The sequence below is a fragment of the Polynucleobacter corsicus genome (genome assembly GCF_018688255.1).
In the GTDB taxonomy this organism is placed as follows: Bacteria; Pseudomonadota; Gammaproteobacteria; order Burkholderiales; family Burkholderiaceae; genus Polynucleobacter; species Polynucleobacter corsicus.
The window spans coordinates 1,722,030-1,742,187 of sequence record NZ_CP061314.1 but is presented as its reverse complement, the minus strand read 5'-3'; the positions used below and the strand labels follow the sequence as shown (position 1 = coordinate 1,742,187).

General features: G+C 47.4%; 14 protein-coding genes. 6 read left to right on the top strand and 8 right to left on the bottom strand.

Going from position 1 to position 20,158, the window contains the following annotated elements; all coding sequences use genetic code 11:
• Positions 1-4 precede the first annotated feature (4 nt).
• On the bottom strand, positions 5-4,174 hold the full coding sequence (locus C2747_RS08980; RefSeq protein ID WP_251374747.1) for a YhdP family protein: 4,170 nt from the start codon (positions 4,172-4,174) through the stop codon (positions 5-7).
• A 79-nt stretch (positions 4,175-4,253) separates the two neighbouring features.
• Here C2747_RS08980 and glnE point away from each other — a divergent pair, with 79 nt between their 5' ends.
• On the top strand, positions 4,254-7,079 hold the full coding sequence (gene glnE, locus C2747_RS08975) for a bifunctional [glutamate--ammonia ligase]-adenylyl-L-tyrosine phosphorylase/[glutamate--ammonia-ligase] adenylyltransferase (RefSeq protein WP_215331401.1): 2,826 nt from the start codon (positions 4,254-4,256) through the stop codon (positions 7,077-7,079).
• Here glnE and recN read toward each other — a convergent pair.
• Entirely contained in the window at positions 7,076-8,746 is a 1,671-nt protein-coding gene (gene recN, locus C2747_RS08970) for a DNA repair protein RecN (RefSeq protein WP_215331399.1), read from the bottom strand. The two genes, glnE and recN, sit on opposite strands and share 4 nt — an antisense overlap.
• Positions 8,747-8,772: 26 nt before the next feature.
• Positions 8,773-9,678, bottom strand: coding sequence for an NAD kinase (locus C2747_RS08965; RefSeq protein WP_215331397.1), 906 nt, complete (start codon positions 9,676-9,678; stop codon positions 8,773-8,775).
• A gap of 37 nt (positions 9,679-9,715) precedes the next feature.
• On the opposite strand from C2747_RS08965, the gene hrcA reads away from it, so the two are divergent.
• The 5 genes from hrcA to dnaJ all read left to right on the top strand — a co-directional run bounded on the left by hrcA (position 9,716) and on the right by dnaJ (position 15,868).
• Positions 9,716-10,738, top strand: a complete 1,023-nt coding sequence (gene hrcA / locus C2747_RS08960) for a heat-inducible transcriptional repressor HrcA (RefSeq protein ID WP_215331395.1) — start codon at positions 9,716-9,718, stop codon at positions 10,736-10,738.
• 45 nt (positions 10,739-10,783) lie between these two features.
• Complete coding sequence (gene hemH, locus C2747_RS08955; RefSeq protein WP_215331393.1) at positions 10,784-11,878, top strand: ferrochelatase; 1,095 nt, start codon at positions 10,784-10,786, stop codon at positions 11,876-11,878.
• An 82-nt stretch (positions 11,879-11,960) separates the two neighbouring features.
• The gene (gene grpE / locus C2747_RS08950) at positions 11,961-12,521 is read left to right on the top strand and encodes a nucleotide exchange factor GrpE (RefSeq protein ID WP_215331391.1); all 561 of its coding nucleotides are present in this window, start codon (positions 11,961-11,963) and stop codon (positions 12,519-12,521) included.
• A gap of 186 nt (positions 12,522-12,707) precedes the next feature.
• Positions 12,708-14,639 (top strand): molecular chaperone DnaK, encoded by a 1,932-nt coding sequence (dnaK, locus tag C2747_RS08945; protein ID WP_215331389.1) that lies wholly within the window; start codon positions 12,708-12,710, stop codon positions 14,637-14,639.
• Positions 14,640-14,737: 98 nt separating this feature from the next.
• The gene (dnaJ, locus tag C2747_RS08940; RefSeq protein ID WP_215331387.1) at positions 14,738-15,868 is read left to right on the top strand and encodes a molecular chaperone DnaJ; all 1,131 of its coding nucleotides are present in this window, start codon (positions 14,738-14,740) and stop codon (positions 15,866-15,868) included.
• 14 nt (positions 15,869-15,882) lie between these two features.
• Here dnaJ and panB read toward each other — a convergent pair whose 3' ends face one another.
• The 5 genes from panB to hda all read right to left on the bottom strand — a co-directional run bounded on the left by panB (position 15,883) and on the right by hda (position 20,157).
• Positions 15,883-16,698 carry a 3-methyl-2-oxobutanoate hydroxymethyltransferase gene (panB, locus tag C2747_RS08935; RefSeq protein ID WP_215331385.1) on the bottom strand — a complete coding sequence of 272 codons (816 nt, stop codon included), beginning with the start codon at positions 16,696-16,698 and terminating at the stop codon, positions 15,883-15,885.
• 17 nt (positions 16,699-16,715) lie between these two features.
• Positions 16,716-17,243 (bottom strand): 2-amino-4-hydroxy-6-hydroxymethyldihydropteridine diphosphokinase, encoded by a 528-nt coding sequence (gene folK, locus C2747_RS08930; RefSeq protein ID WP_215331383.1) that lies wholly within the window; start codon positions 17,241-17,243, stop codon positions 16,716-16,718.
• Positions 17,244-17,314: 71 nt separating this feature from the next.
• On the bottom strand, positions 17,315-18,715 hold the full coding sequence (gene pcnB, locus C2747_RS08925) for a polynucleotide adenylyltransferase PcnB (RefSeq protein WP_215331381.1): 1,401 nt from the start codon (positions 18,713-18,715) through the stop codon (positions 17,315-17,317).
• A complete protein-coding gene (locus C2747_RS08920) occupies positions 18,712-19,392 on the bottom strand; it encodes a histidinol-phosphatase (RefSeq protein ID WP_215331378.1) in 681 nt (226 codons plus the stop codon). Before C2747_RS08920 ends, pcnB begins: the two co-directional genes overlap by 4 nt.
• A 6-nt stretch (positions 19,393-19,398) precedes the next feature.
• A complete protein-coding gene (gene hda / locus C2747_RS08915; RefSeq protein ID WP_215331376.1) occupies positions 19,399-20,157 on the bottom strand; it encodes a DnaA regulatory inactivator Hda in 759 nt (252 codons plus the stop codon).
• Between the last annotated feature and the right edge of the window lies 1 nt (position 20,158).

Genomic DNA, 20,158 nt, shown 5'->3' with positions numbered 1-20,158 from the left:
CTATTTAACCTGGCATTTGGGTAGTGGTGTTTTGGTTTGTAGGTGGGTTTGCGGGAGCAGAATTAGGAGAGCTTGGTTTTGTCTGCTCTTTCAAAAGATTTTTAGTGCGAATCGTCTCTAAAGTTTTAGCATCGAGCGGTTGACCCTTTTGATCAAGAGGAACTACCTCAGGATTTTCCCAGGAGCCCTGAACCAAATAATCTGTCTGCATGGTGCGGTTAATTTGATTGGTGATGAGGTACTGACCTAGTACTGCTCCTAAACCAATAATGGGATTAATTACAAATGCCGCAAGTGAGCCTGCAGTGGCGTCAATCGTAGGAAAGATAGTTATCCGGAGATCCTGGGTTTCTTTGGGGACATTAATTTGCCCCGTCATAGCAACCCGAGCTTGATCCAGAATCATGGTGAATTGCTTGGTTTGTGCAACCCCTTGTGTAATCTCAAAGTTGCTGGCGATGGAATTGAAAGGCGTACCTTTGGTTGCCAAATTTCCCAGGCTACCTTTGAGGTCTAAGGTTGCAAATCTAAAGAGACTTTGCAGACTCAGAACATCCAGTAACTTAGCTCCATCGGTATTGACTTCTAATAAGCGCCCTTTGGCGAGGTCTAAGCTCACGTTGCCAGCAAGAGAATCATAGGCTGGAGAAAAGGGTGACCCAGACCATGAGAGCGAGGCATTGAGCTTTCCTTCGCCACCCTCTACCGACTTAGAGTTACTCCAATGGGAAATAATCTGCCCCGCATCTTTGATATTCATATCCGCAGTGAATGAGCTCAGTTCTGGATTATTTTGGGCGCTAGCCTGCCACTGACCTTTGATAGTGGAGTTGCCTTGAGGATTATTAATTTGCATTGACTCAAGCTTCATGAGATCGCGACTAGTTTTAGATTTGATTTTGACGGCACCTAGTTGCGCCTTGGTCCAGCTCAAATCATCTATTGTTAAATCTAGACTGGGGATAGCATTTGGATCGACCGGAGTCTTGAGGGGGCTAGCTTTTTGTGGAGTACTTTCCTTGGATACTAAGTCTGGAGCTATACGTTGATCTGGAATTTTGAGGCGTGTAAGTCTTCCAGACACAAATCCACTAGGGTGATCACTACTGCCGGGTTGCCATTGCAGCTGTCCAGCAATCTGGGGCGAATTTAAACGCAGTTGCCAAGCGATATTTTTCTTCTGAGACTGCATGCTGACATCAGACCACTCTCGATCTAGGGCGATTAATTTCTTCACTTGAGCAGAGATTTGTACATCCTCCTCGAGGGCATTTGAAAGATTGACTTCATTCGTTTTGCCCTTTGATTTTCCTGCTCCTAAAAACTCTACCCACTGATCAAGGTCTAGTTCATTGCTTGCTAAGTGGAGTAAAGTGCCTTGTTGTGGCAATGCTGTTGGAGACCCAACACCGACTGCATTTTTTACTTCATTCGTGGAATTGAGATTTCCCTGAAGAAAATATTGGTCTCCTAATTTTCCAGACCAATCTGCGCGTACTAAATTGGTTTTGCTGGCAGGGTAAATTTTTAGATTGAGCTCACCCAACATAGGGGTTCCTGCTAATTTCTTGGCAGGTGAGGGGGCAGAGCTAGCCCAATTGCGTAAATCAAAATTGAGTTTGGTTTGGCTGCCTGCTTTATTAAAGTTGATCAGACCTTCATATTTAGCTGATCCACTCATCGCACTAAGAAGTGCTGGGTGGGCTCGAGATTTTAAATTTCCTGAAATATAATCTTTGATGAAGCTAGCATTAATGTTGCCTCCAATGCTAAAGCTAGTGTTACCTGCCGAAGAGGGTGCGCTAGCAATTTTGAAGGTGCCGCCTAAAAAGTTTGCGGTGACATTATCAAACTCAGGATTAACTTCAGTAATGCGCACCTTGCCTTTCAGATTTTCAAGTGGAGGAACCTGCCCCCATTGCACTTGATTTCCAGGAAGGTTAATTTTTGCATCGAAGCTAACATCGTCACTTCCAGCTAGCGGAATTTTTAAGTCAAGACCCACATTCACAGGGCCTTTAAGAGTGAGATTTTTAGCTAAGTTGGCTTGCGAAATACCTACGGGTGATACAAATAGGTATTCGAGGATTTCAGAGCCATCACCCTCAATAGAGCTATTAATGAGTAAGGCCAGATTTTTAGCGCTGAGATCCGGAATTTGTGCTTTGACCTTGGTGATAGCCACTCTTTGATAGTTTGCTTTATCCACATCAATATTTAAAGCTGCTTGTTTCAAGTTGATGGTGCCACTGACATTATTCAGTGCTGACCAAACCCCTTGGCTTTTTGGTAGCAGAGGTGCTGGCTTAAAGCTTGCTTTGGAGAAAGGTAAATTTAAGCTGAGCTCTCCAACGGTGCCAGCTGGGTAAGGTGCTTGATTGGGGTCACCCTTAATGTGTAAAGAGCCATTTTGAATCTCCCCGGACTCAAATGCTTTGCTTAGGTAAAGGCGGATATCCTTATCTATTCCAACTGGCAAATAGCGATGGACCGTTGCTAGCTTAGCCTTAACGAATTCCATATCTAAAGTGATGAAGTCGGGTTGCTTAAGTGCGCCGATCAAATAGCTGAGATCAAAATTGGTTGTAATTTCAGAGTTACTGAGCTGCAGTTTCTTAGCATTGATTAGCCAACCCCCTTTTTGCTTGGACCAACTAATCTCACCTTTTGCGCGATCCAGTTGAATTTCAGAGGCGGATAAAAAGTCACTCATCTCTAATTCAAGATTGCTCGAATCTAGTGTGAAGTTACCTTGCTTCTGATTGCTCACTAAGTTGCCAGATAAATTTGCAGCTGAGGGCATCGATTTATTCACTCCAGTAAAGCTAATGTCCTTGAGCTTTGCGCTGATAGTGAAGTCGAGTTTGTGAGAGGAAAACCAATTTCCCGGAATAGGCAAAGCCGCTAGTGCAGATTGGCTTTCGGACCAGTTTATATCTACATTCTGCAACTCACCATCTGCTTCAGAAATCTTGATCCATTGATGAATCTTTTTTGGCAGAGGAAGATTGAGTGCAAAGAGGGCAATATCTTCCAATTGTATTTTTGGTGATGAGAAGCCGAACTCTTTGATCTCGCCACCATCTTTTGGTGGACGCCAACGGAAAGTAATGGGGCTTAATTTTTCAAGTGATGCAGTTTGTGGGCTATCGATATTGCGCCATGCCAAGGTTTTTGTTGTAATGGAATTTAAGCCGCCATCTGTATCTTGGATTAGCTCTGTCTCCAGCCTGCCAAACTCAAGGGGATCCTCATCCTTGTTTAATTGCACGATGAGTTGATCGGCTATTAAGGACATTTGCCCTCCATTAGCCTTGCCACCATCGAGCTTCAGGCTGCCCTGAGAGTTGATTCTGCCGCCCAAGTCATAGACCGGAAGACTGAGGTCTTTAGAAATTTGACCGAGCTTGAGTTCAGTAAGATCCCATGAAATAGTTCCGATCCAGTCGCGCCAATTACCCCCCTGGCCACCAAGGTGATGGACAAAGTCAGCTTGGAGTTTGATTGGATTTGGGCTCCAGGGGGTTTGAGCGTTGAGCTGACCCTCGTGACTACGAATGCCATTAATTAAGTGAAAGCTTTGAATATCAATGACAGTTTTTAGCTTTCGACTTTGTTGGTCCTCCCAATAAATTTTGGCATTGTTAATTTGGATATCGTTTTGAGCGAACAACCAGTTACCGGTTGAAAAATTATCGGCATCGCCTTGAATCGGAATTCCAGCAATGGAAACGATGCCTTTTGAATCGCGTTGTGCGTATAGCTGCGCCCGATCAATAGTGATCTCGTGAAAATAGGGCGCTAAATAATAGAAAGAAAGCCAGCTGAGTTGCCCGCTGATATTTTCAATGAGCAAGGGTGGGGTGGGAGTGCTTGCGTCATTGAATCGTAACCCTTGAATCGCAAAGCTTGGTCGAATTCCAGTCCAAGATACCTGGACATCATCCATCGTGAAATTGGTGCCCAAGCGAGCACTCATTAAGCGCTCTATGGTGGGCTTTGATTTCTCAATCTGTGGCCAAAGAATAAAACGCACCCCAAGATGGCCTAATACGAAAAAAGCCACAGTGACGCCTGCAACAATAAGGGCGCGCTTACGCCAGCGACCACCAGAACCTGGAGGACGTTTTTGAAGCACGCTCAGCAGGCGAGTCCAGATGATATTTACAAGCATGGACTCTATTATCCGTCAGCCATTAGGTGATCGCCAAGCTTCTGCAAGTTTGAGTCTAGAGTCGGATTAAGATGGAGAAATGACTGATTTTGCCGCCCAAATTGAATTTCTAAAGCAGCACTCCAGCTACGCGCAACGCTGGATCCATTCTCGCCCTGAGTGGGTTGATTGGCTTCGCTCTCAGGGCACCCAAAAAGTGGATCTGATTGGAATCCGGGATCTATTGAGTCCTTGCCAAGATGCTTTAGCCGCTCCCGAGCAAGATGAGGCTCAATTTATGGCGGATCTAAGGCTGGCAAGGCAGCGCCTCATGCTCTGGATTGCCTTCCGAGACCTCAATGGCATGGCCGATCTCAGTGAGGTAACGCATGCACTGAGTCATTTTGCGCAGGAGGCAGTAGCCCTTTCGATTGCCTATATCCGAGAAGATCAGCAGCGTCGTTTTGGCCTGCCTTGGAGCCAGGTCACGGATTCAGAGATGCCTTTAATGGTCGTAGGTATGGGTAAGTTGGGTGGGTTAGAGCTCAACCTTTCGTCTGATATCGACCTGATCTTTTTGTATGAGCACGAAGGTGATACTCAGGGCGGACCGAAGAGCCTGTCTCATCACGAGTGGTTTGTGCGCATGGGTAAGCGCCTGATTAAATTATTGGCTGAGCATGACGCCAATGGTTTTGTATTTAGGGTGGACATGCGTCTGAGACCGAATGGAGATTCTGGGCCCCTGGTCTGTAGTCTCGATATGCTTGAGGAATACCTATTGGTACAAGGAAGGGAGTGGGAGCGCTACGCCTGGATTAAGGGCAGGTTGATCTCACCTTTGCCTGATTCACCCTCCTTTGCTCATTGCGAGCGTGAGCTTGATCAACTGATTCGCCCTTTTGTTTATCGCCGCCATTTAGATTACGGCGTGATTGCTTCTATCCGTGAATTGCATCGGCAGATACAGCATGAGGCTGAGAAGCGTTCCTCGAATCATCATGGTCGATCTAGAGATATTAAGTTGGGTCGTGGTGGCATCCGTGAGATTGAGTTCTTGGCGCAAATGTTTCAATTGATGCGTGGTGGCACCGATCCGCGCTTTCGCATTCGACCTACTCTAGAGGTATTGGAGTTGGTAAAGCAGCAAGGTATTTTGCCCGCCCAAGAGGCTGATGATTTAAAGGCGGCTTACGTTTACTTGCGTCGCTTAGAGCATCGGATTCAGGTTTGGGAAGATCAGCAGACACACTATTTGCCCGAGGATGAAGGTCCTCGCACTCGTTTAGCAGCGAGTATGGGTGGCCCTGATCAGATTCAAGAGCAAGCCCGTTTTTTATCTGAGCTCGACAAACATCAAGCAGCAGTAGCCCGGTATTTCGAAAAAGCTTTTGTACTAGATGATGGAGCACGATTAGACAATGCTTCCTTGCCAGAAGGCTGGGAGCTAGATGCCACAATGTTCCCAGAGTCTGCAGCCCGTTGGTTGGCTTGGGCTGATAGCTCTAAACAAAGACAGTTACCAGAAAAAAGCAGGATTATTTTTAACAACCTCATTCGTAAGGCTGCGGAGTGTTTGCAAATAGACCAGCCAATAACAATTAGCGCAGACCAAACCTTACTACGCTTTTTTGATTTGCTAGATGCAGTTGCAAGACGCAGTGCCTATTTATCCATCTTGTCTGAATATCCTCAGGCACTATTGAATGTATTGGCTTTACTCAAGACCTCTCAATGGGGCGCGCAATATTTAACTCGGCATCCCCATCTCTTGGATTACTTGCTCAACTCGCGCACCGAGAAAGCCCTGATTGAAAATCCAGAGCAGTATTGGCAGGAAGTAAAAGCGACCTTAGATATGCGTCTTGATGACGTGATGGCTGATGGTGATGGCTCAGAGCAGGCGATGGATATTTTGCGCATCACCCATCACACCGAAACCTTTATTACTTTGCTTGCGGATTTGGGCATTGGTATGGATCACGAGCTTTCGGTAGAAAAGGTGAGTGATCATTTATCTGCTTTGGCAGACTTAATACTGCAGACCACTTTTGAGCGGGTATGGCCTGGCGTTGCCCAGAAGTTTGCATTACCGCTTGATACGACCGCGCCATTCGCAGTGATTTCTTATGGCAAGTTGGGCGGTAAAGAGTTGGGGTATGCCTCCGACTTGGACCTGGTTTTCTTATATCAAGCCGAAGCAACTGATTTTGCTGCCCAAGAAATCTATGCGCTACTCGCTAAGCGGATGATTAACTGGTTAACCGCCTATACATCAGCTGGGAGCTTATTTGAAATCGACACACGTCTTCGCCCCAATGGTTCTGCCGGATTTTTAGTGACAAATGCCGATGCATTTAAGAAATACCAGATGCGTGAAGGTGACAACGCCGCTTGGGTTTGGGAGCATCAAGCTCTCACGCGAGCTAGATGCTCGGCGGGATCAAGAGTAGTTGAAGAATTCTTTGATGGTGTGCGATTTGATGTTTTAAGTCAGAAGCGTGATGTTGGACAACTACGCCATGAGATTTCAGAGATGCGTCGCAAGGTTCATGCCGGACATCCAAATCCTAGCCCCGACTTTGATTTGAAGCATGATGCCGGTGGCATGGTGGATATTGAATTTATCGTGCAATTTTTAGTCCTGGCATTCTCAAGCGCCCATCCACAGCTGATTGGTAACCTGGGAAACATCGCTTTACTTCGGATTGCTGGAGAGGCAGGATTAATTCAAGCTGCAATAGCGCAAGAGGTGGGAGATGCCTATCGCCTGCTTCGAGCACGTCAACATCGCTTACGTTTAGACGGTGCAGAAAAGACGCGGGTAGATTTGGAGCTTGAGCCACAACTGGTTCATGCAAGAGAGGTGGTTCTGACTTTATGGCAAGACATATTTCTTGCCCCTTCGGGCGCTGAACCAGTTTAGTTTTGCTCTAGTAGCTCGCGAGCGTGTCGACGCGTTGTGTCAGTAATCGTTGCTCCACCGAGCATGCGAGCCACTTCTTCTACTCGCTCAGACCTTCCAAGTGGAGTGACCTGAGAGAGGGTTTTATCACCTGCCTGTGATTTACTGACTTTGAGGTGGTGATTACCTTGCGCAGCCACTTGTGGCAAGTGAGTCACACACAGAATTTGATGTGACTCACCAAGTTGACGTAATAACTTCCCAACAGTCTCTGCAACAGCGCCGCCGATACCGGCATCGACTTCATCAAATATCAGCGTGGGTGTAAATGATGCCTTGCTAGTGATGACGCTTATAGCCAAGCTAATGCGGGCTAATTCACCACCGGAGGCTACTTTGGCTAGTGAACGTGGAGTGCTGCCAGCATGGCCTGCAACCAGAAACTCAATTTGCTCAAGACCATGAGCACCACCTTCGGCCAAAGGTAGCAAGGCAATCTCCAATTGTCCGCCTGCCATCGATAGGTCTTGCATTGCAGCGGTAACTTGCTTACCTAAATCTAGCGCAGCCTTGTTGCGTTTTTGTGAAAGTTGCTTTGCTTGCTTGAGGTAGACAAGTTCTTCTTGTTTCACTCTCTCACGTAAAGCTTCGATATTTTGCGAGGCTGTTAAGGCCTCTAAGCGTTCGGTAGTATCTAACAGAAGCTTTGGTAAGTCATCTGCTTCGGTGCGGTATTTTCTGGCTGCACCATGAAGTGCTTGCATGCGCTCCTCCACCTCACTGAGGCGTGCAGGATCTAAATCGAGTTTTTGTAAATACCGATTGAGGCCATGCACCGCTTCGTCTATCTGAATTTGGGCTGACTCTAAGGCTTGGCTGATATCACTGAGTGCGGAGTCATGTTCTGCTAGGGCGCTGATATTGGAGCTAGCCTTAGAGAGGGTAGATTCGACAGAGTTATCCGCATCGCTCAGAGCATCAATTGCTTCTTGACAGCCACTCATAATCTTTGCGCCATTTGCTAGGCGTGCATGCTCACTTTGAATGGCAGTCCATTCACCTTCCTGCGGAGAGAGTTCAGTGAGTTCCTCTAATTGCCACTCCAAACGCTCACGCTCGCGTTCAATATCTTGCCCAGCATTTTCAGCTTGCTCGAGTCTACGGCGCGATTCATTCAGGGTTTTAAATAATTGGGAAACCTCGGTAACCAGATCTAGGTGATTAGCATGGCGATCGAGTAGTTCGCGTTGCGCGCCACCTTTAAGTAATAGTTGATGTGCGTGTTGACCATGAATATCTACTAATTGATCACCTGCTTCTCGCAGTTGCACCAAAGTTGCTACGCTGCCATTAATGAAGGCGCGGCTGCGGCCATTGGCTTCTACAGTTCTTTTTAGTAAAAGACTTTGCCCATCATCTTCCAGTGGAAAACCTAGCTCATCCAGCCATTCACTAAAATGTTTAATTTGCTGCGAATCAATCCGAAAGAGAGCGCTAATTTCTGCGCGGCTACAGCCTTCACGAATTTGGCTGCTATCTGCACGCTCACCCAACACTAAGCTGAGAGCATCTAAGAGGATGGATTTACCAGCCCCTGTTTCACCGGTCAGGACTGTAAACCCAGAGGAAAAGTCCAGCTCTAACTGGTCAACAATGACAAAGTCGCGAAGCGATAGTGTTTGAAGCATGCTTTAGCGTACCAAAAAATTCGACATCAGAATGTCGATGGATACTCATTCCAATGTAACTTCTCGCGCAAGGTTTTGTAGTCACTATGGCTGCGAGGGTGAAGTAGGGTGATGGTTTTTTCAGATTGACTAACTTCAATGATGTCACCGGAGTGCAAATGCGTTTGTGATTGCATGTCAAAGTTCACAATCACTTCTCCGCCATCAACAACCTCAATGCTCACCAGAATATCTTGCGGTAATACGATGGGGCGATTAGATAAAGAGTGTGGCGCAATCGGCGCCAATAGAATTCCGGCAACCCGCGGATGCAGAATCGGACCGCCAGCAGAAAGGGCATAAGCTGTTGAGCCGGTAGGGGTAGACACAATTAAGCCATCTGATCGCTGGTTATACATAAATGAACCATTGACGCGCACTGCAAGCTCGACCATTCCTGATATTCCGGAGCGATTAACCACTACATCATTGAGGGCGAGGGCTTGATTGATTTTTTTGCCATCACGCATTACCACTGCATCTAGTAGGGTTCTGGTATCGGCTTCGTAGTCACCAGCAATAATTTGCGGCAAAACTGTTTCAACATTCTGAATGGGGATGTCGGTCATATAGCCCAAGCGACCCATATTGATGCCAACGAGGGGGACATTACTGCCCGCAAGTTGACGCCCAATCCCCAGCATGGTCCCGTCGCCACCCAAAACTACTGCCAAATCAATGGCTCCCGCAAACTCCTCTACTTTTTTGATCGGATAGGCGCTCAGGCTTAAGTGGCTTGCGGTGGCGCTTTCAACGAAGACCTCGCAGCCTTGCTGGCCAAGTAGCGTTGCCAGGTCCTTAAGGCGCTCTTGCATGCCGTCAGCCTGATATTTGCCGACAAGCGCAACCCGGCTAAAGGCCTTTTTGCTGGAATTTGGGGATGGGCTTAACATATAACGATTAAACCATAGGCATAAAATCCCTTCCACCATGGATGATCGTTCCCGCGCCTTACTGAAAACCCTCATCGAGCGTTATATCGAAGAGGGGCAGCCTATTGGCTCACGCACCCTGTCTCGATTCTCGGGATTGGATCTTTCTGCGGCTACGATTCGTAATGTCATGGCGGATTTAGAGGAAATGGGCTTAGTCACCAGCCCCCATACCTCAGCTGGTCGCATCCCAACCCCAAGGGGCTACCGTATCTTCGTGGATACGATGGTGACCGTTCGCCCCCTAGAGGAAATGGCTGCCCGTGAGATGGAAAAAGGACTTTTGCCAGATTCACCCCAAAGGGTGCTGAATTCCGCTGCGCAAATTTTGTCTAATTTGACTCATTTTGCCGGGGTGGTGATGACGCCTAAGCGGGCCCAGGTCTTCAAGCATATTGAATTCTTAAGGCTTGGCGAAGGCAAGATACTGCTCATCATGGTGACCCCTGAGGGTGATGTTCAAAACCGGATCCTTCCCACTTCGCAGGACTACACCCCAAGTCAGCTAGTTGAGGCTGGAAATTACATCAATACTCAGTTTGCCGGCAAGAGTTTTGCAGAGGTACGTGCGCACCTTGCCTCTGATCTGGATAATTTGCGAACCGATATCTCGGGGCTGATGGCCTTAGCATTGCACAGTGGCGTTAGTGATTACGGCATGGGTCAAGGAGATATGCTGCTATCAGGTGAGCGGCGCTTACTGAATGTGGGCGATCTCAGTACTAATTTGGATAAGCTACGCAAGATGTTCGATATGCTCGAGCAAAAGTCGGTCCTCATGCAGTTGCTAGACGTATCTAGTCATGCGGATGGTATTCAAATCTTTATTGGCGGCGAAAGTGATTTGCTGCCTTATGAAGATTTGGCGGTCATCAGTGCGCCGTACAGCGTCGATGGCCAGATCGTTGGAACCCTTGGCGTGATTGGACCCACTCGTATGGCATACGATCGGGTGATTCCGATTGTCGACATTACCTCTAAGTTGTTATCGGGCGCATTAAGTGCGCCAATCAGTTCTTAGTAATATTTATATCTTTTAGCTCTCTTTAATAAAGACGGATCTTCCTTGAATCAAAATCCTCACTTACGCCCCTCTAAGACAGCAGTGTTATTGCTTAATTTGGGTACTCCTTCTGCACCAACGGCTAAGGCAGTCAGAGCCTATCTCAAAGAATTTCTATCTGATCCACGCGTTGTAGAAATCCCCCGCATTATTTGGTGGTGTATTTTGAACGGTATTATTTTGCCGATTCGTAGTGGTGCTTCCGCAAAGAAGTACGCTTCCATTTGGTTGCCAAAATTAGGCTCACCTCTGATGCATTATTCCCGCCTACAAGCAAAAGAGTTGGGTGAGAAATTCGCGGATCACGGTGAAGTGGTGCTGGTAGATCTGGCCATGCGTTATGGCGAACCTTCAACTCAGCAAGCCCTGGAAGCCTTGCAGGATCAGGGCATGGAGCGTCTTTTGTTGTTGCCGCTATATCCGCAATATTCGGCTACCACTACTGCGTCGAGTTTTGATGAAGTGTTTCGCGTGCTCGGGACTTGGCGTAATCAACCCGAGTTGCGTTTAGTCAAGTACTATCACGACAATCCTGCCTATATTTCAGCATTGCGTGACCAAGTACTGGGCGCATGGGATAAAGATGGTCGCCCAGATTTTGCTGCTGGCGATCGCTTTGTAATGTCTTTCCACGGCCTACCCAAGCGCAATTTAATGAAGGGCGATCCCTACCATTGTGAGTGCCTGAAAACTGGTCGCTTGCTTGGTGAGTCATTAGGTTTAGTGCCTGGACAATACTTAGTTACCTTTCAATCGCGCTTTGGTAAGGCGGAGTGGCTCAAGCCTTACACGGCTCCGATGATTGAAGAGTTGGGTAAAGCAGGTTGTAAGCGAGTGGATATTTTTTGCCCAGGATTTCCGGCGGATTGCTTGGAAACCCTAGAAGAGATTGCAATGGAAGCACGAGAGATCTTTTTGGAGCATGGCGGCAAAGACTACCGCTACATCCCTTGTTTAAATAGTAATCCAAAGTGGATCGATGCCATGTACGAGATTGCCCAGCAGCATCTATCTGGTTGGAGTTTGGGTGTTGAGTCCGATGCAGTATTGCAGGAGCGCGACCGCTTGGCTGAGTTAGCTAAAGCGAATATTGCTTAGAGTAAGGCGCACTTGAAATTACCTTAATTGGCCCCATATCGTTGAGAAGTAGCCATCCTGATAGAAAAGTGAATTTGCACCTATGACCCAAGAAAATCAAAATCCATCCCCTGAGCAAGAAAATACTGCTGCCGATCCTCAGGCTGAAGCTGGTGCAGAAGCAGCTCCTGCAGATGCCGAAGTAAAGACTCCAGAGCAAGAAATTGCTGAGTTAAATCAGAAGCTAAGCGAGATGCAAGATAACTACCTTCGCGCTAAGGCCGAGGGTGAAAATATTCGCCGCCGTGCTATTGAAGATATCTCAAAGGCCCATAAGTTTGCGATTGAGAGTTTTGCTGAGCACCTCGTGCCGGTGACGGACAGTCTGTATGCAGCTTTGAACGCAGAGACCGTAGATGCCAAAGCCTTTAAAGAGGGTCTAGAGATCACCCTAAAGCAATTGCTAGCCGCCTTTGAAAAAGGACGATTGACTGAGATTAATCCTACTGTAGGTGACAAATTCGATCCTCACCATCACCAGGCCATTGCGTCAGTCCCTTCGGACCAAGAGGCCAATACCGTGGTTTCCGTCTTACAAAGGGGTTATTCCATTGCAGATCGCATTTTGCGCCCAGCCTTGGTTACCGTGAGCGCGCCTAAATAAGGTATTAAAAGTCCCTAAAAAAGCCCCTAAATGGGGTTTTCTGGGTGAAAAAAGATAAAAAAAGGCAGAAATCTGCCTTTTTTGCTTTTGAACCCTTGAATTTCCCTTCTTCGACCCCATTTATTCCTTATCGAATTATTCGCAGTTTGACGAAATTACACGTAACTTAATTTTTTTGGAGCCATTATGGGAAAGATTATCGGAATTGACTTAGGAACCACGAACTCGTGCGTTTCGGTTGTTGAAAACAATGCACCTAAAGTTGTCGAGAACGCAGAAGGCGGTCGTACAACTCCTTCCATCATCGCTTATGTTGAAGATGGCGAAGTATTGGTCGGCGCACCTGCAAAACGCCAATCAGTTACCAATCCTAAAAACACCATTTACGCGGTAAAGCGTTTGATGGGTCGTAAATTTACGGATGCGGAAGTACAAAAAGACATTGGCTTGATGCCTTACAAAATTGTTCAAGCGGACAACGGTGATGCATGGGTTGAGGCGCGCGACAAAAAAATGGCACCACAACAAGTGTCAGCAGAAATTCTGCGCAAAATGAAAAAGACTGCCGAAGATTACCTTGGCGAAGAAGTGACTGAGGCAGTGATTACTGTTCCTGCTTACTTCAACGACAGCCAACGTCAAGCTACTAAAGATGCGGGTCGTATCGCTGGTTTAGATGTCAAGCGCATCATCAATGAGCCAACTGCTGCGGCATTAGCCTTCGGTTTGGACAAACAGGACAAGGTTGATCGCAAGATTGCTGTGTATGACTTAGGTGGCGGCACATTCGACGTATCCATTATCGAGATTGCTAACGTGGACGGCGAGAAGCAGTTTGAAGTACTCTCTACCAACGGCGATACCTTCTTGGGTGGTGAAGATTTTGACCAGCGCATCATTGACTGGATCATTGCTGAGTTCAAGAAAGAGCAAGGCGTAGATTTGAGTAAGGACGTATTGGCATTGCAGCGTTTGAAAGATGCTGCTGAGAAAGCCAAGATCGAATTGTCATCTGCACAACAGACTGAGATCAATTTGCCATACGTGACTGCTGATGCAGGCGGCCCTAAGCACTTGAACTTGAAGTTGACCCGCGCTAAGTTGGAATCTTTAGTAGAAGAGTTGATCAATCGTACGACCGGCCCTTGCTTGACTGCAATTAAAGATGCTGGCGTAAACCCCGCTGAAATCGATGATGTGATTTTGGTCGGCGGTCAAACCCGTATGCCTGCTGTTCAGGATAAGGTAAAAGAAATTTTTGGCAAAGAGCCACGCAAAGATGTGAACCCAGATGAGGCAGTTGCAGTTGGTGCCGCGATTCAAGGATCCGTATTGTCTGGTGATCGCAAAGATGTATTGCTCCTGGACGTAACTCCATTATCTTTGGGTATCGAAACCTTGGGCGGCGTAATGACCAAGATGATTCCGAAGAACACGACTATTCCGACCAAGCATTCACAGGTTTACTCTACAGCGGAAGATAACCAGCCTGCCGTAACCATTAAGTGCTTCCAAGGTGAGCGTGAGATGGCTACTGCCAACAAATTACTCGGTGAATTTAATTTGGAAGGTATTGCGCCAGCACAACGCGGTATGCCACAAATTGAAGTAACTTTTGATATTGATGCCAACGGTATTTTGCATGTCACTGCAAAAGACAAGACAACTGGCAAAGAGAACAAGATCACCATCAAGGCAAACTCAGGTTTGACTGAAGAAGAAATTTTACGCATGGTGAAAGATGCTGAAGCGAATGCCGATGAAGATAAAAAAGCATTGGAATTAGTAACCGCACGTAACACTGCCGATGCTTTGGCCCACTCAACCAAGAAAGCTTTGGAAGAGCATGGTTCTGCTTTGGAGGCTTCTGAGAAAGAGGCAATCGAAGCTGCCTTGAAAGAATTGGACGAAGCCATCAAGGGTAGCGATAAAGCTGCTATTGAGGCCAAGACTGAGGCTTTGGGTAAAGCAAGTCAGAAGCTCGGTGAAAAAGCCATGGCTGCAGAACAAGCTAAGGCTGGCGGCGCTCCTGGCGCAGCGCCTGGTAGCGCACCAGGTGCGGCTCCCGATGCTGACGTAGTGGATGCGGATTTCAAAGAAGTGAATGACAAGAAATAATCCCTTAATTGAGAGTCATTTAACGTAGTTTAGAGGTACTTAAATAACAAGTCGGCCATGTGCCGACTTGTGTCATTCAGGTTGTTGAGAGGAATTTTGTGTCTACAAGTAAACGCGATTATTACGAGGTCCTTGGAGTTGCTAAAGGCGCTAGCGATGAGGAGCTAAAAAAAGCTTATCGAAAAATGGCGATGAAGCATCATCCTGATCGCAACCCCGATAGCAAAACAGCAGAAGCGCAATTTAAAGAAGTGAAAGAAGCTTACGAAACTTTAACGGACCCGAATAAGCGTGCTACATATGATCAGTATGGTCACGCTGGCCTTGATCAATCAGGCGGCTTTGGTGGTGGTGGCTTTGGCGGCGGCGGTTTTGCTGACGCTTTTGGCGATATCTTCGGCGATATTTTTGGTCAGGGTGGTGGACGTCAGTCAGGACCGCAGGTATATAAAGGTGCCGATTTACGTTACAACATGGAAATCACTCTTGAGCAAGCTGCCGAGGGTTACACCACCCAAATTCGGGTGCCAAGCTGGAGTAATTGCAAGCCATGTCAGGGCACTGGGGCTGAACCTGGTAGCAAAGCCGAGAGATGTACTACTTGCGCCGGTCATGGCCAAGTCCGCGTCCAGCAAGGCTTCTTCTCCATGCAACAAACTTGCCCTAAGTGCCGTGGCACTGGTGAGTACATTCCGAAGCCATGCAAGACTTGTCATGGCAGCGGTAAACATAAAGAACAAAAGACGCTGGAAATCAAAATCCCTGCGGGTATTGATGATGGCATGCGCGTGCGCTCTGTTGGAAATGGCGAGCCCGGTGTCAATGGTGGACCATCCGGCGATCTTTATGTAGAGGTGAGAGTTAAGCCCCATAAGGTATTTGAGCGTGATGGCAGTGATTTGCATGTCCAAATGCCGATCTCATTCGCAACTGCAACGATTGGTGGGGACATTGAAGTTCCAACGCTTTCAGGGCGCGTCGAGTTTCCGATTCCTGAGGGTACGCAAACTGGAAAAACATTCCGCTTGCGTAACAAGGGTATCAAAGGTTTGCGCTCGACTATCGTGGGCGATCTCTTTGTCCACGTTGCGATCGAGACTCCAGTGAAGTTAACTGATGAACAGAGAAAATTACTGCAGAGCTTTGACGATAGCCTCAAATTGGGTGGCGATAAACATAACCCCCATCAAAAGGGTTGGTTCGACGGCGTAAAGAGTTTTTTTAGTTAACTAGTAGTTTGAACTTATCCAGCAAAGCCGTGTTCGGGTCCGGGGAATTTTCCGGATTTCACTTCTCGAACATAGGCTTTGACTGCTGCCTCAATTGAGGCGTGGCCATCCATAAAGTTTTTAACAAACTTGGGTGGCTTTCCAGGGCTGATGCCCAGCATATCTTGTAGTACCAATACTTGACCTGAGCAATTTGCGCCTGCACCGATTCCAATAGTGGGAATAGAGAGTGATTCGGTAATGAGATTGCCCAATGAAGATGGGATAGCTTCGAGCACAATCATTTGTGCCCCAGCTTGCTCGCACGCTATTGCCTGCTCGAGCATGAGGCTTGCAGAATCTTTCGATTTACCTTGAACCTTATAGCCACCTAGGATGTGAACGGATTGGGGAAGAAGTCCTAGGTGGGCACAAACAGGAACACTGCGTTCTACTAAATACTGAATGATGTCGACTTGCCAATCACCGCCTTCAAGTTTGACCATGTCGGCACCAGCGCGCATGAGTTCTGCTGCTGACTCTAAGGCTTGAACAGGGTCGCCATAGCTAGCAAAGGGAAGGTCAGCAATGATGAAAGCTTGGGTGTTGGCGCGGGCTACACATTCGGTGTGATACGCCACATGTTCAACAGTTACGGGTGTGGTGCTAGAGTGACCTTGAATCACATTACCTAAGGAATCCCCAATCAGGATGGTGTCTACTCCACTGCGATTTAACAAGGCCGACATGGTTGAATCGTATGCCGTCAGCATCGTAATTTTTTCACCCTCAGCACGCATGGCGAGGAGTTTAGAAATCGTGATTGGCTTTTCGCCTTGCAAGTAACCCATGGCGTGAGTTTAATGAATTAATGCGCTGATTGGCTATAAACCTGCTTTTCACCGCAATTACAGTTGCGGCAAGAGAGTTTTTCAATGCGCTGATCAGCCACATTTGGCAAATACGCCCTGAGTTCGCCCCAGTTGGGCAAGAAGAAATCTGGTGCAATTTCTAGCAAGGGAAGCAGAACAAACGAGCGCTCAATGATTCTGGGATGGGGGATTGTGAGTTCTGTATCTGTTTGAGATACGCCCTCAAAGGATAGGATATCCAGATCAATTGTGCGGGGTGCATTAGCGTAAGGGCGCTCACGACCGAATTCTTGTTCGACTGCTTGGCAGACATGCAAAAGGCCATACGGGCTTAATTGCGTTTCAATTTCAATTACAGAATTGATATAGTCGCCCCCGGTTGCTTGGAAGGGCGCACTTTGGTAAAAGCAGCTTTTAGCCAGTATTTGGAGCTCGCAACGCTGCGCGAGGCACACAATCGCATCAGTAATGAGCTGACGCGTATCACCGACATTTCCACCAAATCCAATAAAAGCTCGAGCCATGCTCATTCCAAACGAGAGAAGGGTATAGAAAGACTACTGAAACTACTTTACTGAATTTTTCTAAAGTTTGCTTAGTCCGCTGCACTTTCAGTAGGTTCAGTCACTTTGGCTTTTCTACGGCGACGTCGTTTTGTTGGTGAGGCGCTATTGCCAGTCTCATTTTTAACGCTCGCCATCAGTGCTTCTTGCCCAGCTGGATCAGTTTCAATAAAGCTGGTCCACCATTCGCTTAGGGCTGGATTCTTTTCTCCCGTGGCACAGCGCAGCAGCATAAAGTCATAACCCGCTCTAAAACGTGGAGATTCAATGAGGCGATAGGGGTAGCGTCCAACACGCTTTTCAAAGCGGGGCTGCATTGACCAGATTTCTCGCATATCGCTCTCGAAGCGACGCTGAATCACCATGCCGCTACTTTGACTGGCAATCGTCTCATCCATCGCATCATGCAATGCGGGAATATTAGAAATCCCTTTAGCAATATTCTTTTTCCAGTTGCCTAGTAGATCTGGCCAGAGCAAAGTCGCAAACAAGAATCCGGCCGAAACACTTTTGCCAGATTGAATACGTTGGTCAGTATTGGCAAGGGCAATGCGAACAAAATCATTCGCTTCCTTAGAGTCTGCGCTCTGATCTAAGATGTGATCAAGTAAAGGCAAGAGGCCGTGGTGTAAACCTGCATCCTTCAAGCCTTGAATCGCAGCCCATGAATAACCAGACATGAGTAGCTTGAGAATTTCATCAAAGAGACGGGCGGATGGAACATCATGAATTAGCTTACCTAATTTAGCGATAGGCGCGCGTGTTGCTACATCTAAGGTAAAACCTGTCTTGGCTGCAAAGCGAATGGCGCGCAGCATACGAATGGGGTCTTCACGATAGCGCTTAGCCGGGTCACCAATCATGCGCAGGGTTTTCTTCTGCATGTCAGCCATACCGCCGTGATAGTCGAGTACGGTTTCAGTAGCGGGATCGTAGTACATCGCATTGATGCTGAAATCTCTGCGTGCAGCATCTTCATGCTGACTACCCCAGACGTTATCGCGCAAGATGCGGCCATTTTCTGCTACATGCTCGCCAGCGTTCTCCAGCAAGGCTCTAAAGGTGGATACCTCAATAATTTCCGGTTGGCCTTTGCCAAAGAAAGTGACATGCACAATCTGAAAGCGACGACCAATGAGGCGTGCTTTACGAAATAGTTTTTGCACTTGCTCTGGGGTGGCATTAGTTGCCACATCGAAGTCTTTAGGGCCAATACCTAAAGCTAAATCTCGCACAGCGCCGCCCACAATGAAAGCATCATAGCCGGCCTGCTGCAAAGTCTGAGTTACCTTCACAGCATTTTTCGAAAGTAAATCTGGGTCAATGCGGTGAGTTTTTTTGGGAACTCGTTTCGGCGCACCAGAGGTATGGGCTGCAGTATGTCGGATCATGGGATCACGACGCAAAATACGTTTAATAAATTTGGTAATCATGCAAACAGTTCAAGTATGGGCCAGTGACGTTTTAAGGCTTCATCACGCAGGCGAGCATCTGGATTGGTAGCAATAGGATTGCTCACTTTCTCCAGGAGAGGTAAATCGTTCATCGAATCTGAATAAAAATAACTTTGTGGCAATTCATCGAATGCGAGCTTTTGAGTAGCAAGCCAATCATGAACTCGTTGAATTTTGCCTTCCCGAAAACTCGGGATCCCCTTAACTTCACCTGTGAAATCAGCGAAAGGCTGATCTCCCACGGTGGCAGGTTCGGTAGCGACAAGATGTTCGATGCCAAAACTTTCTACGATGGGGCGAGTAACAAAGCTATTGGTTGCAGTCACAACGCAGCAAAGATCGCCAGCATCTTGGTGGCGCTTCACAAGATCAACTGCCTGTTGACGGAGCTGGCCAGTAATGACCTCTTGCATGAAGGCGTCATGCCATTCTTTAAGTTGTGCGCGGGAATGTTCGGAGAGTGGCTTTAATGCAAAGCGTAGGAACTCTTGAATATTCAGCTTGCCATCCTTGTAGTCTTGATAAAAGCGCTCATTTTGCTGCGCATAGTATTTGCTATCGACTACACCAATGCGCGCCAAGAACTGGCCCCATTCGTAATCGCTATCGCAGGGGAGAAGAGTGTGATCTAAATCGAACAGTGCTAATTGAGTCATAAATATTTATTTAGGCTGCAAGAGCTCTCTAACGAGGGGCAATGTAACAGCGCGTTTTGTTTCTAGTGAGTAAGCATCTAAGGCATCAATCAATGCCATCAGGCTGGGCATATCGCGATAAAAGCGATTTAGCAACCAAGGCAATACATCTGACGATAAAACTAAGCCGCGCGCTTGTGCTGCTTGTTGTAAGGCTTCTATTTTCTCATCATCGCCTAAAAGATGAGTTTGAAAGATCAAACCCCATCCCAGGCGGGTGCGCAGGTCTTCTCGAAGTCTTAATGCGCCAGGGGCAGCATTACCTGCCATGAAAATATGAATCGCTTTGCTACCCTGAATGGCATTCAGAATCCGAAATAAGGAGGCTACCAGGCGCTCATCCAGTCGATCCACGTCATCAACAGTAATCACTGAGGGCGTATCACTAGAGCATAGGGCAGGCAGGCTCTCTTCGAGACTTACCCAGGAAATGGGTTCATTGGGAGTCAGGGGGAAGCATTTCAAATCTAATTGCTGAGCAGCATTGCCGATTGCGCCGAGTAAATGGGTGCGACCAGAGCCTTCTGGACCCCACCAATAGATCCAGCGTTGATTAAGAGGATTCTCACTAACTAGTCTTGGGGCATGCACTTCCCAGGATTTGGCTACAGCCAACAAGGTGGAGTGCAGCGCTAGATTTTCGCCGGCTAAAAAATTACTTAAGCTGGGTTTAGGTGTGTGGCCGATGTCAAGGGCAAACTGTCTTGGTAGTGAGGGACTATTCATT